Origin of the sequence: Undibacterium sp. Di27W (assembly GCF_049340345.1) — a bacterium.
GTDB lineage: Bacteria > Pseudomonadota > Gammaproteobacteria > Burkholderiales > Burkholderiaceae_D > Undibacterium.
Window position 1 is genome coordinate 582015 of the sequence record NZ_JBMPOS010000001.1, and the last position, 17221, is coordinate 599235.

15 protein-coding genes, 1 tRNA gene and 1 pseudogene are annotated in these 17221 nt (G+C 48.5%); 16 read left to right on the plus strand and 1 reads right to left on the minus strand.

From position 1 onward, the window contains the following. Window positions 1-78 precede the first annotated feature (78 nt). From ACO0LF_RS02615 to ACO0LF_RS02690, 16 genes and pseudogenes are all read left to right on the plus strand, one after another. Window positions 79-954 (plus strand): DMT family transporter, encoded by an 876-nt coding sequence (locus ACO0LF_RS02615; protein ID WP_423011617.1) that lies wholly within the window; start codon window positions 79-81, stop codon window positions 952-954. Window positions 955-1042: 88 nt separating this feature from the next. After that, a complete protein-coding gene (yegQ, locus tag ACO0LF_RS02620) occupies window positions 1043-2431 on the plus strand; it encodes a tRNA 5-hydroxyuridine modification protein YegQ (protein ID WP_423011619.1) in 1389 nt (462 codons plus the stop codon). A gap of 77 nt (window positions 2432-2508) precedes the next feature. Further along, window positions 2509-3339, plus strand: coding sequence for an amidohydrolase family protein (locus ACO0LF_RS02625; protein ID WP_423011621.1), 831 nt, complete (start codon window positions 2509-2511; stop codon window positions 3337-3339). Between the two features lie 29 nt (window positions 3340-3368). Next, complete coding sequence (locus tag ACO0LF_RS02630) at window positions 3369-3713, plus strand: DUF1294 domain-containing protein (protein WP_423011623.1); 345 nt, start codon at window positions 3369-3371, stop codon at window positions 3711-3713. Window positions 3714-3842: 129 nt separating this feature from the next. After that, window positions 3843-4175: a cupin domain-containing protein gene (locus ACO0LF_RS02635; protein ID WP_423011625.1), complete on the plus strand. Its 333-nt coding sequence runs from the start codon at window positions 3843-3845 to the stop codon at window positions 4173-4175. A 145-nt stretch (window positions 4176-4320) separates the two neighbouring features. Further along, window positions 4321-5745: a tetratricopeptide repeat protein gene (locus ACO0LF_RS02640; RefSeq protein WP_423011627.1), complete on the plus strand. Its 1425-nt coding sequence runs from the start codon at window positions 4321-4323 to the stop codon at window positions 5743-5745. 384 nt (window positions 5746-6129) lie between these two features. Continuing rightward, the gene (gene dusA / locus ACO0LF_RS02645; RefSeq protein WP_423011629.1) at window positions 6130-7191 is read left to right on the plus strand and encodes a tRNA dihydrouridine(20/20a) synthase DusA; all 1062 of its coding nucleotides are present in this window, start codon (window positions 6130-6132) and stop codon (window positions 7189-7191) included. Window positions 7192-7448: 257 nt separating this feature from the next. Then, a complete protein-coding gene (locus tag ACO0LF_RS02650; protein WP_423011631.1) occupies window positions 7449-7985 on the plus strand; it encodes a hypothetical protein in 537 nt (178 codons plus the stop codon). A 159-nt stretch (window positions 7986-8144) separates the two neighbouring features. Continuing rightward, a tRNA-His gene (locus ACO0LF_RS02655) sits at window positions 8145-8220 on the plus strand. 354 nt (window positions 8221-8574) lie between these two features. After that, window positions 8575-9294, plus strand: coding sequence for a Crp/Fnr family transcriptional regulator (locus ACO0LF_RS02660; protein ID WP_423011633.1), 720 nt, complete (start codon window positions 8575-8577; stop codon window positions 9292-9294). 215 nt (window positions 9295-9509) lie between these two features. Then, window positions 9510-10319 (plus strand): Crp/Fnr family transcriptional regulator, encoded by an 810-nt coding sequence (locus ACO0LF_RS02665; protein ID WP_423011635.1) that lies wholly within the window; start codon window positions 9510-9512, stop codon window positions 10317-10319. Between the two features lie 396 nt (window positions 10320-10715). Next, a complete protein-coding gene (locus ACO0LF_RS02670; protein WP_423011637.1) occupies window positions 10716-11510 on the plus strand; it encodes a Crp/Fnr family transcriptional regulator in 795 nt (264 codons plus the stop codon). Window positions 11511-11629: 119 nt separating this feature from the next. Then, window positions 11630-12061: pseudogene (locus ACO0LF_RS02675) on the plus strand (CHASE3 domain-containing protein); the annotation flags it as partial. A gap of 117 nt (window positions 12062-12178) precedes the next feature. Next, entirely contained in the window at window positions 12179-14299 is a 2121-nt protein-coding gene (locus tag ACO0LF_RS02680; RefSeq protein ID WP_423012439.1) for a PAS domain-containing hybrid sensor histidine kinase/response regulator, read from the plus strand. Between the two features lie 39 nt (window positions 14300-14338). Beyond that, the gene (locus tag ACO0LF_RS02685) at window positions 14339-15163 is read left to right on the plus strand and encodes a response regulator (RefSeq protein WP_423011639.1); all 825 of its coding nucleotides are present in this window, start codon (window positions 14339-14341) and stop codon (window positions 15161-15163) included. 44 nt (window positions 15164-15207) lie between these two features. Next, window positions 15208-16491 (plus strand): NRAMP family divalent metal transporter, encoded by a 1284-nt coding sequence (locus ACO0LF_RS02690; RefSeq protein ID WP_423011641.1) that lies wholly within the window; start codon window positions 15208-15210, stop codon window positions 16489-16491. Between the two features lie 454 nt (window positions 16492-16945). On the opposite strand, the gene ACO0LF_RS02695 is transcribed toward ACO0LF_RS02690, so the two are convergent. After that, window positions 16946-17164 carry a hypothetical protein gene (locus tag ACO0LF_RS02695; RefSeq protein WP_423011643.1) on the minus strand — a complete coding sequence of 73 codons (219 nt, stop codon included), beginning with the start codon at window positions 17162-17164 and terminating at the stop codon, window positions 16946-16948. Between the last annotated feature and the right edge of the window lie 57 nt (window positions 17165-17221).

Sequence of the window (17221 nt, forward strand, 5' to 3'; positions counted from 1 at the left end):
CAGTCATGCCGCATGAAGATCAACCCGTTTTGCTCTCGCACTAAGTGAGGGTCAAACGGGTTTTTTATTTGGATGAATATGCAACATAAAATGACTCGCCGCAAGGCGGTAATGCTGATGATCTGTGCGGCGATCTTGTGGAGTATCGCTGGCGTATTTACCCGTCATCTTGAAGTGGCGCGTAATTTTGAAGTCACTTTCTGGCGCAGTTTTTTTGCTGCGGTATTTATTGCAGGTGTCATGCTCAGGCAATATAAATGGGCTTTTATTCCACGCTTGAAATTGTTGGGCAAGATTGGTTTCATGTCCGGCTGCATGTGGGCCACCATGTATAGCTGCTTCATGATCGCCTTGACCATGACGACAGTCGCCAATACCTCCATTATGGAAAGTCTGACGCCTTTGTTCACGGCTTTTTTAGCCTGGATGGTATTGCGTCAGCATATTCCTGCACGTACCTGGTGGGCAATTGCTGCGGCTGGCGTGGGTATGTGCTGGATGTTTGCTGGTAGTTTGACTGAAGTGGATAGTCGTGGCCTGGCAGGCATGCTGATAGCGCTGGGTATTCCATTGGCATCGTCAGTGAATGTCATCATCTTGAAGAAAGGTGGTCATGCTGTTGATCTTGTGCCTGCTGTGTTTGTTGGTGGTAGTTTGTCTGCACTGATCATGTTGCCATTTGCCTGGCCATTTCACACTTCATTGCATGATATTGCCATCTTGGCGATTTTGGGTTTTTTCCAGTTGGGCTTGCCATGCATGATGATGGTCAAGGCATCCAATAGTTTGTCTGCACCAGAGATCGCTTTGCTATCTTTGCTGGAAGTTTTATTGGCTCCAATCTGGGCATGGCTGGGTGCTGGCGAAGTGCCTGCGCAGTCCAGTATAGTAGGTGGAGCGATCGTACTGACCGCATTGGTCTACAATGAATTGACAGATATGCGCAGTGATTGATCTGCATCAAATTCTGTAAAGGTAAATTTTGAATTTGCAGGGCAGGGAATTATGATCGCGAACATTTTTCTTTTCGGATTGCCTTGCCATGACTACAGCCTCAGAAAAAACTGCAATAAAAGCACCAGAACTTCTCTTGCCCGCCGGTTCGCTGGAAAAAATGCATACCGCTTTCGACTTCGGTGCCGATGCGGTGTATGCAGGCCAGCCACGCTATAGTCTGCGCGCCCGCAATAATGAATTCTCTACCCTCGATGTATTGCAGCAGGGCATAGATGGTGCGCATGCGCGCGGCAAATTGTTCTTCGTCGCTAGCAATATCTTCCCGCACAATAGCAAGCTAAAAACCTATCTGCGCGACATGGAGCCGGTCATCAATATGAAGCCGGATGCACTCATCATGGCTGACCCCGGCCTCATCATGATGGTGCGTGAAAAATGGCCAGAAGTGCCCGTGCATCTGTCGGTGCAAGCCAATGCAGTGAATTGGGCTGATGTCAAATTCTGGAAAAAAATGGACCTGACCCGCGTCATCCTCTCGCGCGAATTGTCACTCGATGAAATAGAAGAGATACGCCAGCAATGCCCGGATATGGAGCTGGAAGTTTTCGTGCATGGCGCCTTGTGCATCGCCTACTCCGGTCGCTGTCTGCTGTCCGGCTATTTCAATCATCGCGACCCCAATCAGGGCACATGCACCAATTCCTGTCGCTGGGATTACAAAGTCGAAAATGCGGCAGAAAATGAAACCGGTGACCTCGCACGCATCCCGGTCGAGCGTATCCAGCTCAATTACCAGCAGGCGTTGGAGAGCGCCAATCAATCTTTTTCTGCCATGGGTGATATGCCACGCCATCCCCTGGCTGATCGCCCATATCTAATAGAAGAGGGCGGCAAGCCCGGCCAGTTCATGCCCATACTCGAAGATGAGCACGGCACCTACATCATGAATTCCAAGGATTTGCGCGCTGTTGAACATGTAGAGCGTCTAGCAAAAATTGGTATTGATTCACTGAAGGTCGAAGGCCGTACCAAGTCCTTGTACTATGTCGCCCGCACTGCCCAAACCTACAGGCGCGCAATTGATGATGCAGTCGCTGGTCGTCCGTTTAATACTGACTTGCTGGGGCAGTTGAATGGTCTCGCCAATCGCGGCTATACCGATGGTTTTTATCAGCGCCACCATACGCAAGAACACCAAAATTATATGGAGGGTGTATCAAAGGCGCACCGCAGCCAGTATGTCGGGCAAGTCTTGCAAGTGACAGACGGCTGGGCAGAAATCGAAGTCAAAAACCGCTTTGCTGTTGGCGATGAGATAGAAATCATTTCACCGAATGGCAATGAAATGATCAGGCTGGCTGAGATGCGTAGTGCCGATAATCAAGCCCTGAACATCATAGGCGGGGCGGGGCATAAGGTGCGTATTCCGCTGGATGCCAGACATGAAAAAGCCTTGATAGCCAGGATGTTGTAATCAAGGAGTTGACGCTTCCTTCATAGCGTGTATTCTTGATTCGATAGGGGTATTAGATTTGGCAAAGGGGTGTGGCGATGAAAAGACAACTACAGAGTTTCTTATTGACCTGCTCTTTGCTCGTGATGTCGCTTAGTGCGGCAGCGGCAGAGCCTTTGCCTATATTCGATGCCCACATGCATTACAATATCGAAGCGCGCAGCACCTGGTCGCCACAACGCGTCATGGCCCTGTGGCGTCAGCTTGGCATACGTGCCGTGTTGGCGACCAGTCGTCCGAATGATGGTACGCTGGATTTGCTTGCGCAAAATGCACCGGACATCAAGATAGTGCCTTTCCTGCGTCCCTATAGGGGGCGACCTGACAGACATGACTGGTTTGCCAATCCCGAGATAGAGCGTTTCGTTGAAAAAGAATTGCAACGTGGCATCTACCGTGGCATAGGTGAATTCCATATCTTTGGCAAGGATGCGGATGCTCCCTATATGGCGAAAATTGCCAGGCTGGCCAAGGCGCGTGATTTGTGGCTGCATGCCCATTCTGATGAAGATGCAATAGAGCGTATTTTGTACCACGCGCCCGGCGTAAAACTGATCTGGGCGCACACTGGCATGAGCACTTCTCTCGATAAAGTCGAGGCCATGTTCGCCCTATACCCCAGCCTAGTTGGAGAACTATCTTTCCGCTCTGATCTTGAACAAAACGGCGGCCTGAATCCACAATGGAGGCGCCTGTTCCTGCGCTACCCGGACAGATTCGTGCTTGGCACAGATACCTGGGTCACTTCTCGTTGGGATGAAGTGCCGCAGTTGATGGCTTTTTATCGCCGCATGTTGAGTGAATTGCCAATAGATGTGGCAGAGCGCATTGCCTATAAGAATGGACTCGCTATGTTTGGTCTGCAATAATCCAGTTTTTTCACTCCCACCGCTCAGGCATGGATTTTTTTGATCAAGTTGCAGAGATACTTTCCCTGGTGCGCAACGAACAGAAGCTGCAAATGCTGGGCATCACCCTTATCTATGTCTGCATGAGCGTCGTCACACTCATCATGTATGCCCTGGATAAGGCTGCATCAAAAAGACGTGATGCAAGAATTTCTGAACGGACTTTATTATTGTGTGGTCTGGCCTGCGGTTGGCCAGGCGCCATGCTGGCACAACAATGGTTCCGTCATAAAACCATCAAGACTTCTTTCCGGCTGGCATTCGCTGTCACCGTTATCTTCAATTGCATGGCACTTGTCATGTTTATCTGCTGGTCATTGAACTTATTGAATTAACATTGTCCAATTGGTAATATGGGATTTTCATCCATATAGGTAGTTTTTTGCAGATGATCCGTATTTCCAGGGAGACCAGGCATGAAAATTTAAGCTCAAAACACCTATGTGGCGCTGGCGATTGATGGCATGGCCACTGTGCTAGAACAAGGCCCTCCATTCTGGAGTTTGCCCGAAGCAGAAATCGAGGCCTACGGCAAACACTGGCTGATCAGTGAATTTGCTTGCGAATCAGACTGGCCCAGCTGGGAAATGCATCCGCAGGCAGATGAATTCGTGTATTTGTTATCCGGTCGTGCGGATTTTCTCATCGAGCTAGACGATACCGTTGAACATATACATATGAAAGCAGGTGAGGCGGTATTGGTGCCCAAGGGACGCTGGCATACGGCTAAAGTGTTTGCAGAAAGTCGTATGTTATTTGTGACGCGTGGCGAAGGGACGCAGCATAAGCCTGTGTGAAGATTGATTTCTTCGTTTTTGATCTTATTGCCTGCGATCGCTTCATTTATACGTGATTTTTCTGGGGCAGTTTAAAATACGGCATTGTAAATTGTTATTCCGTTTTATTTTGAAGATAAAAACACTACTTCCCAGACTGATATCCTTGGGCACGCTGTTGGAATCAAGAGTCCTCTGCCTGTTTATCTCTGTCCTTTTGTTCATGGTAAGCCCGTTTGCTGCTGCTCAAGTGAGTGCAGATCATGTCAAAGCTTTGTACGAAAAGGCCAAAACTGGTGACGTACAAGCTATTTTTACCTTGAGAGAAAAGGCGAGGAAGGGAAACTCCTTTGCGCAATCGAGCTTGGGATACATGTGCGATCGCGGACTTGGTGTGCCGCAAAATCATGTCGAGGCTTTGGCCTGGTATAAGAAGGCTGCAGATCTAGGGAGCTCCACTGCGCAATACCATCTTGGATTTAAGTATGACATTGGGTTGGGCGTGTCGCCCAACCACGACGAGGCGATGGTTTGGTACCGCAAGGCTGCAGATCAGGGAAATATTGAGGCGCAATACGAACTTGGGGCTAAGTACGAGCATGGTAATGGAGTGCCACAAAACTACAGCGAGGCAATGATCTGGTATCGCAAGGCTGCAATTCGAGGGAACTCCAAAGCACAGAACAACTTGGGTCAGATTTACGAACATGGCCGTGGAGTGCCGCAAAACTATGTCGAGGCAGCGACTTGGTACCGAAGGGCGGCAAGTCAAGGGAACTCCTATGCGCAGGACAATTTGGGAGGCATGTATGAACATGGGCGTGGGGTGCCGAAAAATGATGTTGAGGCGGTGACCTGGTACCGCAAGGCTGCGAAACAAGATAATTCCATTGCGCAAAATAATCTGGGTTACATGCTTGCGCACGGACGTGGAGTGCTGCAAAACTATGCGGAAGCAGTGGCTTGGTATCGCAAGGCAGCGGATCAGGAGCACTCAGGCGCGCAGAACAATCTGGGATACATGTACGAGGAAGGGTATGGGGTGCCGCAGAACTACACCGAGGCGGTTAGCTGGTACCTTAAGGCCGCGGAACAAGATAATTCCATCGCGCAGAATAATTTGGGATATATGTTTGCGCAGGGCCGTGGTGTGTCACAAAGCTATACAGAAGCGTTGAAGTGGTACCTTATGGCAGCTGATCAGGGTAATCCCGCTGCACAGAAAACTCTAGGAACCATGTATGCCCTTGGTCGTGGCGTGCAGCAAGACTATGAGGTGGCAGTGAAGTGGTTTCGCAAGGCAGCGGAGCAGGGGAATGCGAGTTCGCAATACAATATGGGATACATGTACTACCATGGATATGGAGTGCCTCAAAATTTTGCTGATGCATTGACTTGGTATGGGAAGGCGGCCGATCAGGGGCACCCAGTAGCACAGCTCGGGTTGGGTTTGATGTATGAAAATGGCGAAGGTGTGCCACAGAACAAAACTGAGGCAATTGCTTTATATCGTAAGTCTGCGGTACAGGGAAACCCTAATGCTCAATATTATATTGACAAACTAAATGCCCCCACGGCTACAAAGAAATAGTTTTGGCTTTAGTGTGCGGGGCTGGATTGTCGAGCCAGCGCAAGTTGCTGGATTTGATTGGGAAATAGTCTTTTGCTTGTATTTCGCTTATCTTGATTTGTAATTCATTCATATCAAAATTAACCCTGTTAACTAAAAAGCCACGATTTGTGGGCTTTTGTTTTGAATGAGAATGATCTCAGCTCGCTGTTTTGCTCAGTGTATCAAAATATTGCCCTTGATGATTTGCTGATAGACTTACGGGTTTTGTGGTTAATATTCGCAACATATGCCCATTCCCTAATCGTATTGACATATAGGCCTTGCATAATCCGTTAGTTTTCCGTAATGGCCTGTAAAATAGTCGATATTGATTAAGTTTAAATAAGATTGAAGCAGTAAGAAATGACGCACTCCATAGGGAAAGCCCCCGTAAAACCTCCTAGAACCGTTAGTGTAGCCCCCATGCTGGATTGGACTGACAGACACTGCCGCCAGTTCCACCGCCATATCACCCGCAATACCTGGTTGTACACCGAGATGGTGACAACTGGTTCACTCTTGCATGGTGATGTGCAGCGCCATCTTGAGTTTAATCCTGGTGAACATCCCGTTGCTCTGCAACTGGGCGGTAGCGAACTGGCGGATCTGGCGCACGCAGCCAAGCTGGGTGAGCAATGGGGCTATGATGAAATCAACCTGAATTGTGGCTGCCCGTCTGAACGCGTGCAAAAAGGTGCGTTTGGTGCCTGTCTTATGGCAGAGCCGAAACTGGTTGCTGACAGTGTCAAGGCGATGAAAGATGTGGTGTCTATTGACGTCACAGTCAAGCATCGCATAGGCATCAATGATGTGGATTCTTATGAATTCATGCGCGACTTTGTTGGTACGGTTGCTGATGCTGGTTGCCAGACTTTTATCGTTCATGCGCGCAACGCGATTCTCAAGGGCTTGTCGCCAAGAGAAAACCGTGAAATCCCGCCGCTTAAATATGACTATGCCTATCGCCTGAAAAAAGAATTCCCTGATCTGGAAATCATCCTCAACGGTGGCATCAAAACCCTCGAAGACATGGATTTGCACCTGCAACATGTCGATGGCGTCATGATAGGGCGCGAGGCTTATCACAACCCCTATTTCATGGCCAGCTTTGACGAGCGCTATTATGGCGATGCTACCCCGGTCAAGAGCAGGGAAGAGATTCTGCAGCACATGATCCCCTATATTCATCATCAGTTGGCTTTGTATGGTAATGGTGGCAAGGGATTGCGCCTCAATACCGTTGTGCGTCATATGTTGGGTCTCATGATGGGCCTGGTTGGTGCACGGGTTTTTCGGCAGATATTGTCAGACAGTAAAAAACTTGCCTCTGGCAATCCAGAGTTATTGCTGGAAGCGGCGCAAGCCATGCAGAGCGTGATGGCATTCGATAGAAGTCAGGAAGCTCAGGTGGATGCTGCGGCCTAGTCATCATGGGTTAGCTCATGCAGGCGAAATTAAAGTCTGATATTTGAGACTGATACTTGAGACTGATACATGAGGAAATTTGTAAATGAAGTCCGAGTATTCGTAAGAATTTGTAATACATGGTGGAGTTGCATCTGTGCAGGAATATATTGCTTATGTTTCATTGCACGCTCCTTCAACTCACTACCTCAGTGAGATTTCGCCTACGCCTTTAAAGCGTAGGCTTTTTTATGTCCGCTCAATCGGCAGGAGTTATTATGTATACTTCCACCTTGCGTAAAGTCATTTTTTCCAGCTGTTTCCTCATATTCTCGTCTTTAGCGCATGCTACTCCCATCATGGAGTTACGCCTTGATACCATGCTGGCAAAAGCAGGAGAGTTGAAAAAAGATTTGAATCTAAATGCCAATCAGCAATTACTATGGCAACAGACTGAAAATAAATTAAACGCCATCCAGCATCAACGTGAAAAGCGCAGGGAGCGTCTACAGGCTGAGTTGGAGTTGCGGCTGGAGCAAAACAATATTGAGTTGCGTGACCTGAGTCCTCAAATCGAGCAGGAAGATCAAAGCACGGTGCAAGAAAACAAGCAAATGCGGGAGCTTGTGCTCATTCTCAACGATGCGCTGGATGACAAGCAGCGCCAATCCATGCAAATGTTGATGGCAAGTTACTTGCGCGCCACGGCAGAGGTGGGTAAGGCCAGGCGCCAGGATAGTACCGATGCACCGCAGCGCAAGGCTGGCATGGGACGGCAGCGGGGTGGTGGTGGGAATGGCGAAAACAAATTCTGACGGGTGAGATGCTGTAATTAAGATGATGTTCTTCTTGTTAATTAACAGTAGTAAGGCCGCAAATACCTCGTCATTGCAGAAGCCTATTGCCAGCAAGCCAAATTCCTCGTATAATGCGTAGCTCTCTTGCACTGCAATATTCGCAAGAGAAAAGCAGTGGTGGCCGTAGCTCAGTTGGTAGAGTCCAGGATTGTGATTCCTGTTGTCGTGGGTTCGAACCCCATCGGTCACCCCAGAAATTCAAACAAAAAGCCCGCTTCTAGCGGGCTTTTTGTTTTCTTGCAGTTTCGGTTTTTACCTGCGACTTAGCATCGCTACGATATGAGTCCGCCCGCTATTCTGAAGAATGGCGGCTGTCCACGAGATCATGTTTGATTTGCTCATACGTCCTATATTGGCGCGCTATTCTGTGATCGGCGCAATAGGTGATGCAGAGCCAAAATTTATTTCTTGAAAACACCTATGTGACCGCCCTTGTGTGCGCAAGAGCGCATAGAATTTTTAGTTGGCGTGATAGGCTATGCTCAGCTTCCCAATTTTGTTTATGTAATGCAAAGTTTGAGGTGAAATTTTAAGGCCAAAAACGTTAATGCATACCTCCCCTAGTCCCATGCAAAATTATCTGCTTGCTGTCTTGCCAGCCGCGGAATTTGCATCCCTCTCCAACGGGCTAGAGCTCATCACGATGACAGTTGGTGACGTGCTGTATGAGGCGGGTGTGCGTCAGCAGTATGTGTATTTTCCTACCTCGGCTATCGTTTCTTTACTGTATGTGCTGGAGGATGGTGTTTCTGCTGAAATTGCGGCTGTTGGACATGAAGGTGTAGTCGGTATTTCTCTTTTTATGGGCGGGGATACCACGCCCAACCGTGCAGTTGTGCAAAGCGCTGGTTTGGCCTATCGCCTTAAAGGGCAATTACTGAAAATAGAGTTTGACCGCGCTGGCCCGTTATTGCGTGTGTTGCTGCGTTATACCCAGGCACTGATCACGCAAATGACGCAAACTGCGATTTGTAATCTACATCATACGGTGGAGCAACAGTTGTGTCGCTGGCTGCTGTTGAGCCTGGATAGATTGTCTTCTGATGCCGTGAATATCACTCAGCAGCGCATAGCCAACGCACTGGGGGTGCGTCGTGAGCGAGTCACTGAGGCGGCAGGTAATTTGCAGCGTGCGGGTTTGATTTGCTATAGCCGCGGTGCGATTATCGTGCTGGACCGGCCTGGCCTGGAAAAAGTAGTCTGCGAGTGTTATTTCGTCATACAAAAAGAATTTACCAGGCTGCTTTCCTCCGTTCCCTTCCAGTAAGGCTTGTTGAAGTCGGCTCATGCTGCAATCTGGGGAGATCCGATTTTCGCGTGTTTTGCAAGAAGCTGCGCATGATCAATCAGTTGAATTAAATCAGCTTTATATGAGCGATAGCGCACATACGCCAGCCTCATACCTGCTACTCTGTGGATAGATAATCCGGTCTATACAATCCATGCCGCTCCAGACGGAGTTGGCTGTTCAGAGTTCTCTTCATGACCATTTCGCATAACCCCTTGCAAAATCATTTGCTGGCAGCTCTACCGCAAGCAGAGTTTGCTCGCCTGGCCCTGCATCTTGAATTAGTTGAGCTGCCATTGGGACTGGCATTGTATGAGGCTGGTGGTACCTTGAATTATGTTTATTTCCCGACTACCTCCATCGTTTCCTTGCTGTATGTACTGGAAAACGGCGCCTCTGCTGAAATAGCCATCGTTGGTAATGAAGGCATACTGGGTATTTCTTTATTCATGGGTGGTGAAACGACACCCAGCCGCGCGGTAGTGCAGTGTGCTGGCTACGGCTATCGCCTCCAGGCACAATTTCTAAAAGAAGAATTTAATCGCGCCGGTCCCTTTTTGCGTTTGTTACTGCGCTATACCCAGGCGCTGATTACGCAAATGACACAAACTGCAGTATGCAATCGCCATCATTCCATAGAGCAGCAACTCTGCCGCTGGTTATTGTTAAGTCTTGATCGCCTGCCTTCTGATTCCGTCTCCATGACTCAGGAGCTAATCGCCAATATGCTGGGTGTCAGGCGCGAAGGGGTGACTGCAGCTGCCGGTAATATACAAAGACTGGGTTTGATACGCTACAGCCGTGGGCGCATCGACGTGATAGATCGTCCTGGCCTGGAGAAGGTCGTGTGTGAATGCTATGCCGTGGTTAAACTGGAATTCGATCGTTTGTTAGCAGACATCCCTCAGGGAGATCCTCTGCAGGTATTGGGGCAATCAGATCGCCGCGCCTTTACGCTACGCGCTATGCCTGCACAAATTGGTGCAGGTTTGAAAGACGCTTAAATTCAATGGCACAGTCCGTTATACGCGCCAAGATTAAGGCGCGCTCGCGCGCTAAGTCAATTGTGCAACTGCCTCTTGAACAAGTATTTATAGCGTTATCGTCAAACTAAAGTCAGATTCTTGATCGTATGTACGCTAGCGTACGTACGTATCATTGCAGAGCTGTCATAGTGGTGTTTCAACTGCGATTCAAAAAAATGAAATTGCAGTTACTGTTGCTTAAACTTGGCAGTCTAGAAGTTGCTGAGCTTTCTTTGCATTATTTTCTCCCTATGTGTGATATCGAACAGACACTATATTCATTAGTGCAATAGAGTTGAGGCGCGGGGCGTGCCGAACTTTACTTTTGTACATTTCCTGCCTTGTCTTTCACTCTAAATTACGCAGGAATTCGATATGGATAGTTTGATAGACCCGAATCAAAATCATCTGCTTGCTGCCTTGCTGGATACCGAATTTGATCGCCTGGCCCCGTATCTGGAGCCGGTGCCCATGCTGCTAGGTGATGTTTTATATGAGTCTGGTGGCAAGCTGCAATATGTGTATTTCCCAGTGACGGCGATAGTTTCGCTGCACTATTTGCTGGAAAATGGTGGTTCTTCAGAAATTGCCGGCGTCGGCAATGAAGGGCTGGTGGGCATTTCCCTGTTCATGGGCGGGGATACTACGCCAAGCAGGGCGATAGTACAAACTGGCGGCTATGGTTATCGACTGAAGGCGCATATTTTGCTGGAAGAATTTAATCGCGCAGGTCCAGTGTTGCGCTTATTGCTGCGTTATACCCAGGCCCTGATTACTCAAATGTCACAAACAGCAGTTTGTAATAGACATCACTCTGTGGAGCAGCAACTGTGTCGGTGGCTCTTGTTAACCATGGACCGAATGGCAGGCAACGATTTGACCATCACGCAAGAATTGATAGCCAATATGTTGGGGGTGCGGCGTGAGGGTGTAACGGAGGCTGCAGGTAAATTGCAAAATTATGGCTTTATCAGTTATCGACGTGGTCATATCACCGTGATTAACAGGGCTGGACTTGAAGAGCGTGTCTGTGAGTGTTATGACGTGGTCAAAAAAGAATTTGCCCGCTTGCTGTCTGATGTCTTGCAACGTCAGGGTAAAGTCAATCCCGAGCTGCCTGCCACCATTGTTCGTAAAACAGGGTTTGTGCCAGGCCATATAAGTATATGAACCTGCCTTACGATTTGGATATTTTTTTGAGGGTTTGCTGTGAATGACAATATATGAAGGCAGTATCGGTAGAGCGTTTGACCTTAATTGGTTTTGGCATCACTTTGCTTGCATTATTGATGATAGGTGGAATTGCCTGGAATATTGCGGTACCTTTTGATGCAGTTAAATCGATAGAACATACGCGTAAAATAATAGATGACCTCAACGAACTGAGTGTCAAATTGTCAGAGGCGGAGAACGCGCAAAAAGCCTATTTCCTGACGAAGGAAGAAAGTTTCATCAGGCAGCGCAATACTCGCTTCGATGACGTGACTCTTGTTATTCAGCACTTGCATGATTTGACGTTGGATAATGTGCCGCAACAAGCACGTATGCAGCAATTGCAAATGGCCATTGATGAGAGAGTGACCATCATGCATGCGAGCCAAAAACAATTTGATGCTTTGGGTTTTAGTGCTGCCCGGGCCTTGTTCAATACAGGCTTGCAGGCTTCGACCAAGGTACAAAATATTCTGACTGAAGCCATCGTTGATGAGCAAGTCTTGCTCGATGAGCGTAAATTAAAAGCGGCATTTCGCATCAAACTGGTGGTCGGCAGCGTGGGTTTTTTGCTGGTATTTCTATTGCTGTGGGCTTTGCAGATACGCCGTGCCACGCTAGGTCGTATGGCGGGTGAGCAAACATCGCTCAAAGTGCGTGAAGTTTTGCTCAAGATGGGGGCCTTGCAGGATGCTATTTTTAATAGCCCGAATTTTTCCATTATTGCCACCGATGCACAGGGTTTGATACAGATTTTCAATGTAGGGGCGGAGCACATGCTGGGCTATGATGCTGTTGATGTCGTCAACCTCATCAGCCCTGCCGATATTTCTGATGCTGACGAGCTTGCTGCCAGGGCAGCTGCGTTGAGTACAGAATTCAATACGCCTGTGGCATTGGGTTTTGATGCCTTGACTTTCAAGGCCATGCGCAGTCTGGAAGATATACACGAACTCACCTATATTCGTCGTGATGGCAGTCGCTTGCAGGCCATTGTTTCAGTTACTGCATTGCGAGACGATCAGGGTGTAGTCATCGGTAGTCTTTTGATAGGCACCGATAATACTGCACGCAAGCAGGTTGAGGCCGAACAGGCCTTGCTGGATCAGCGTTTGCGTGACCAGCAATTTTATACGCGCTCTTTAATTGAAGCTAATATTGATGCCCTGATTACCACTGACTTGAATGGCGTCATTAGCGACGTCAACCATCAGATGGAAGCGATCACCGGGTGTACGCGTGATGAATTGATCGGTGCGCCATTCAAAAATTATTTTACCGAACCTGCGGTGGCGGAGTTGGCAATGAAGCGCGCACTGCAAACGGGCAAGGTCAGCAATTGCGAACTGACAGCGATAGCAAAAGACGGTAAGGAAACTGAAATTTCCTACAATGCCAGCACCATCTATGACCGTGAGCGCAGATTGCAAGGTGTATTTGCGTCCGCCCGTGATGTCACTGAATATAAACTCTTTGAACAAAAACTCCAGAATAGCAATATAGAACTGGAGTTGGCAAAAGCTGTTGCCGAAAAAGCGAATCTGGCCAAGTCAGAATTTTTATCCAGTATGAGTCATGAGTTGCGTACGCCATTGAATGCGGTGCTGGGTTTTGCCCAATTAATGGCATCCGACCATCCGCCGCCCTCTGATAACCAGAAATTGTCGATAGACCAGATCTTGCAGGCCGGTTGGTATTTGCTGCGTTTGATCAACGAAATCCTCGATTTGGCGATGATAGAGTCGGGTAAAGTCAGTATATCCAAAGAATCCATTTTGCTGGCCGATGTTTTGCTGGATTGTCAATCCATGATAGAGCCACAAGCACAGACCCGTGGCATCGATATGATTTTCCCAGTCATAGATGTACCCTTGTATGTGTTAGCCGACCGTACCAGACTTAAACAAGTCATGGTGAATTTGTTGTCAAATGCGATTAAATACAATCAGGACGAAGGCTCAGTAACTGTTGAATATCTTGTGCGTAGCGAGGGTCGCATACGTATCAGTGTCAAGGACGCGGGTAAGGGCTTGTCGCCGGAACAGGTAGGGCAATTGTTTCAACCCTTCAATCGTCTTGGACAGGATGCAGGTAATGAGGAGGGCACTGGAATAGGCCTGGTCGTCACCAAGCAATTGGTCGAACTCATGGGCGGTGTGATTGGTGTTGAAAGTCATGTGGGTATTGGCAGCGTATTTTGGATAGAGCTTGCCTTGTCCTCGGCGCCAGCTTTGCATGGTGAGGCAGGCGATGAGTTTGTGCTTGAATCATCTGATGGGATGGCAGCAGTTCATGGATCATCGCAACGCAGTTTATTATATGTTGAAGATAACCCGGCTAACCTGGCGTTGGTTGAGCAATTGATTGCCCGCCGCAGTGACCTCAAGCTCTTGACCGCCGTTGATGCGCATCTGGGTATTGCAACAGCGCAGATGTGCAAGCCAGATGTGATTTTGATGGATATTAATTTGCCTGGCCTCAGTGGTTTTGGTGCGCTCAAGATATTGGCAAATGATCCGCTGACGTCGCATATACCGGTTATGGCGCTATCTGCAAATGCCATGCCGCGTGATATAGCAAAAGGTCTGGATGCGGGCTTTTTCCGTTATCTGACCAAGCCTATCAAGGTCAATGAATTCATGGATGCACTGGACCTGGCTTTGCATCATGCCAAAGAACATGGCTTGGGTGCCAGGAAGGGTGACATCGATCGTAATCGCCAAAAAAACGAAGTTGAGCTTAACTAAAGTGTTGTGTTGAGGTTGAATCGATTTTGAAAGAAAAAAATGCTTGAAGCAGTCGAAATTCTCAAGGCCAGTATCCTGATCGTTGACGATCAAAAAGCGAATGTAATGCTGTTGGAGCAAATGCTGCGTAATATTGGCTATACCTCCATCACCACAACCATGGACGCGCGTACAGTTGCTGCCTTGCACATAGAGCATAACTATGACCTGATATTGCTGGATCTGCAAATGCCAGGCATGGATGGTTTTGAAGTGATGGAAGAGTTGAAAAACATCGCTGCAGATGCCTATTTGCCGGTATTGGTGATTACTGCTCAGCCAGGGCACAAGCTGCGTGCATTGCAAGCGGGTGCCAAGGATTTTGTCAGTAAGCCGTTTGATTTGCAGGAAGTGCAAACGCGCATCCACAATATGCTTGAAGTGCGTTTGTTATATCAGCAACTGGATACTTACAATAAACGCCTGGAGCAGACCGTGCAGGAGCGTACGGCAGAGTTGCTTGTCAGCGAGGCACGCTTTAAAAGTTTTACCCAGCTCTCATCTGACTGGTATTGGGAGCAAGATCAGTTTGGTAATTTCACTAGTATATCCGGGCCGGTATTTGAAATGCTGGGCATACAGGCAGAAGATATGCTGGGTAATGTACCCAAGGGCGGCATGGACGGTTGGGATGTCGATGAACGCGAACAGCTAGACGACAATATTGCCAATCGCCGGCCATTTTTGGACTTTATTTACCGGCGCGTCAAGCAAGATGGCACGATACAATATCTGCAAGTCAGTGGTGAGCCTTTCTTTGATTCTGCCAGCAGGTTTGCCGGATACCGCGGGGTGGGCATGGACGTAACCCATAGACGAGCATGAAATCAAAAGTCATTATCTATACTTAAAATTACCAATATTGAGCTATGAATAAACCGACTTCAGACGAACAAAACCTATCCAAAGAACCCAGTCTTTTACAAAAACTGGGGCCGGGCCTGATCACCGGGGCTGCTGACGATGACCCCAGTGGCATTGCCACTTATTCGCAAGCGGGTGCGCAATTCGGTTTTAACATGTTGTGGACGGTATTGTTTACCTACCCCTTGATGGTAGGCATACAAATTGTCAGTGCCCGTATAGGCCGGGTCAGTGGTCATGGGCTCGCCACCAACATCCGTCGCCATTATCCCGCCTGGCTCTTGTATGCCGTGGTCGGCCTTTTGTTAGTCGCCAATACCATCAATATTGCTGCTGATATTTCAGCCATGGGTGAGGCATTGAAGTTGCTGATAGGTGGCAAGGCGCATCTGTATGCCATAGGCTTTGGCGTCTTGTCTTTGCTGTTGCAGGTGTTCATTCCTTATCAGCGTTATGTGCGATTTTTAAAGTGGTTGACGCTGGCTTTGCTGGCCTATGTTGCCACCATTTTTGTCGTGCACACACCCTGGTCCAAAGTCTTGATGAGCGCAGTCATGCCGCAATTGTCCTGGAAAAAAGAATATGTGACGACCGTGGTGGCATTGTTTGGTACCACCATTAGTCCCTATCTGTTTTTCTGGCAAGCTTCTCAAGAGGTTGAGGAGATGCGTGGCGATCCGCGGGCGCGCCCGTTAGGCCAGGCACCTGAACAGGCGCCAGCGAACTTGAAGCGCATAAAGCTTGATACTTATATAGGTATGGGGTTTTCCAATCTGGTCGCTTTTTTCATCATGTTGACGACAGCCGTCACCTTGAATTTGCATGGTGTGACTGAGATACAGACCTCAGCGCAGGCAGCGATGGCTTTGCGCCCGATTGCAGGTGACTTTGCTTTCATGTTGTTTAGTGCGGGTATCATAGGTACGGGTTTGCTGGCGATTCCTGTGCTGGCCGGTTCGTCGGCATATGCAATGGCAGGGGCTTTCAAATGGAAAAATAGCCTGGAAAATACGCCCATGCAAGCCAAGCAGTTCTACGCCATCATCGCACTGTCGACGCTCATAGGGATAGGCCTGGGATTTACCTCTATCGATCCCATCAAGGCACTGTATTGGAGTGCGGTCATTAATGGTGTTATTTCTGTGCCCATTATGGTCGTTATGATGCTGATGGCCAGTCGTGCAGATATCATGGGTAAATTTGTGGTCACTGCAAGGCTGAAAGTGCTGGGCTGGCTTGCCACTGCGATGATGGGACTCGCGGTGATCGCCATGCTGTTGACATTTTAGTCTGACATATCCAGACAATCGATTTGTCTGGATCAACTAAACTTGCCGCGAATAGACTTTGATCTTGAGCGAATGCTTGCAGGTAGATTAAAAACCAGATCCCCAAATAGTTGGCGATGTATCCGGTGCCGTTATGATTTTTACATGGTCTGGATCGCCCACATTCAATATGAAACCTATTGATTCAAAGCCATACCCTGTCATAAGTGAATATTCTTATTCAATCAGACAGCAAATAGCCTGTCGAATCTGCCAATAGATTGCATCGCAAGCCGGACAGAGATTCTTCTATCCGGACACCCTCACGTAGCAAGATGCAGAGGGCGACCCTCCACGTCAAATTGTGGAAATGTGTGATATTTTCATTTCGGCAAGCTGGTATCCTGTTGCCTTAGGCCGAGATCGGCCATTTTCAGATCTTCAGGTACCACTTCAACCACCTAAGCTGGCCTCATTATTCTGGTTCAGGCTCTACAAATATGCCTTCGAAGGTATGCGACTTCCATTGCCAGGCTGACATGGCCTGGTCAATAGCGCCATCCTGGCGAGTCACATGTATTGAGTGCGCTTGCCCCATGCGTGTGCCTGTCGAGCCTATCCTGCCAAATTTGGCACACGCTGATATCCGTCTGGATCGCCAGGCCCGGGCAGCGATTGTGTAGGCGGCATTCATCTCGTCGGTGCCGGTTTCCTCCCCAATTTGCAGGCATTCGTCGCATGGGCGAAAACA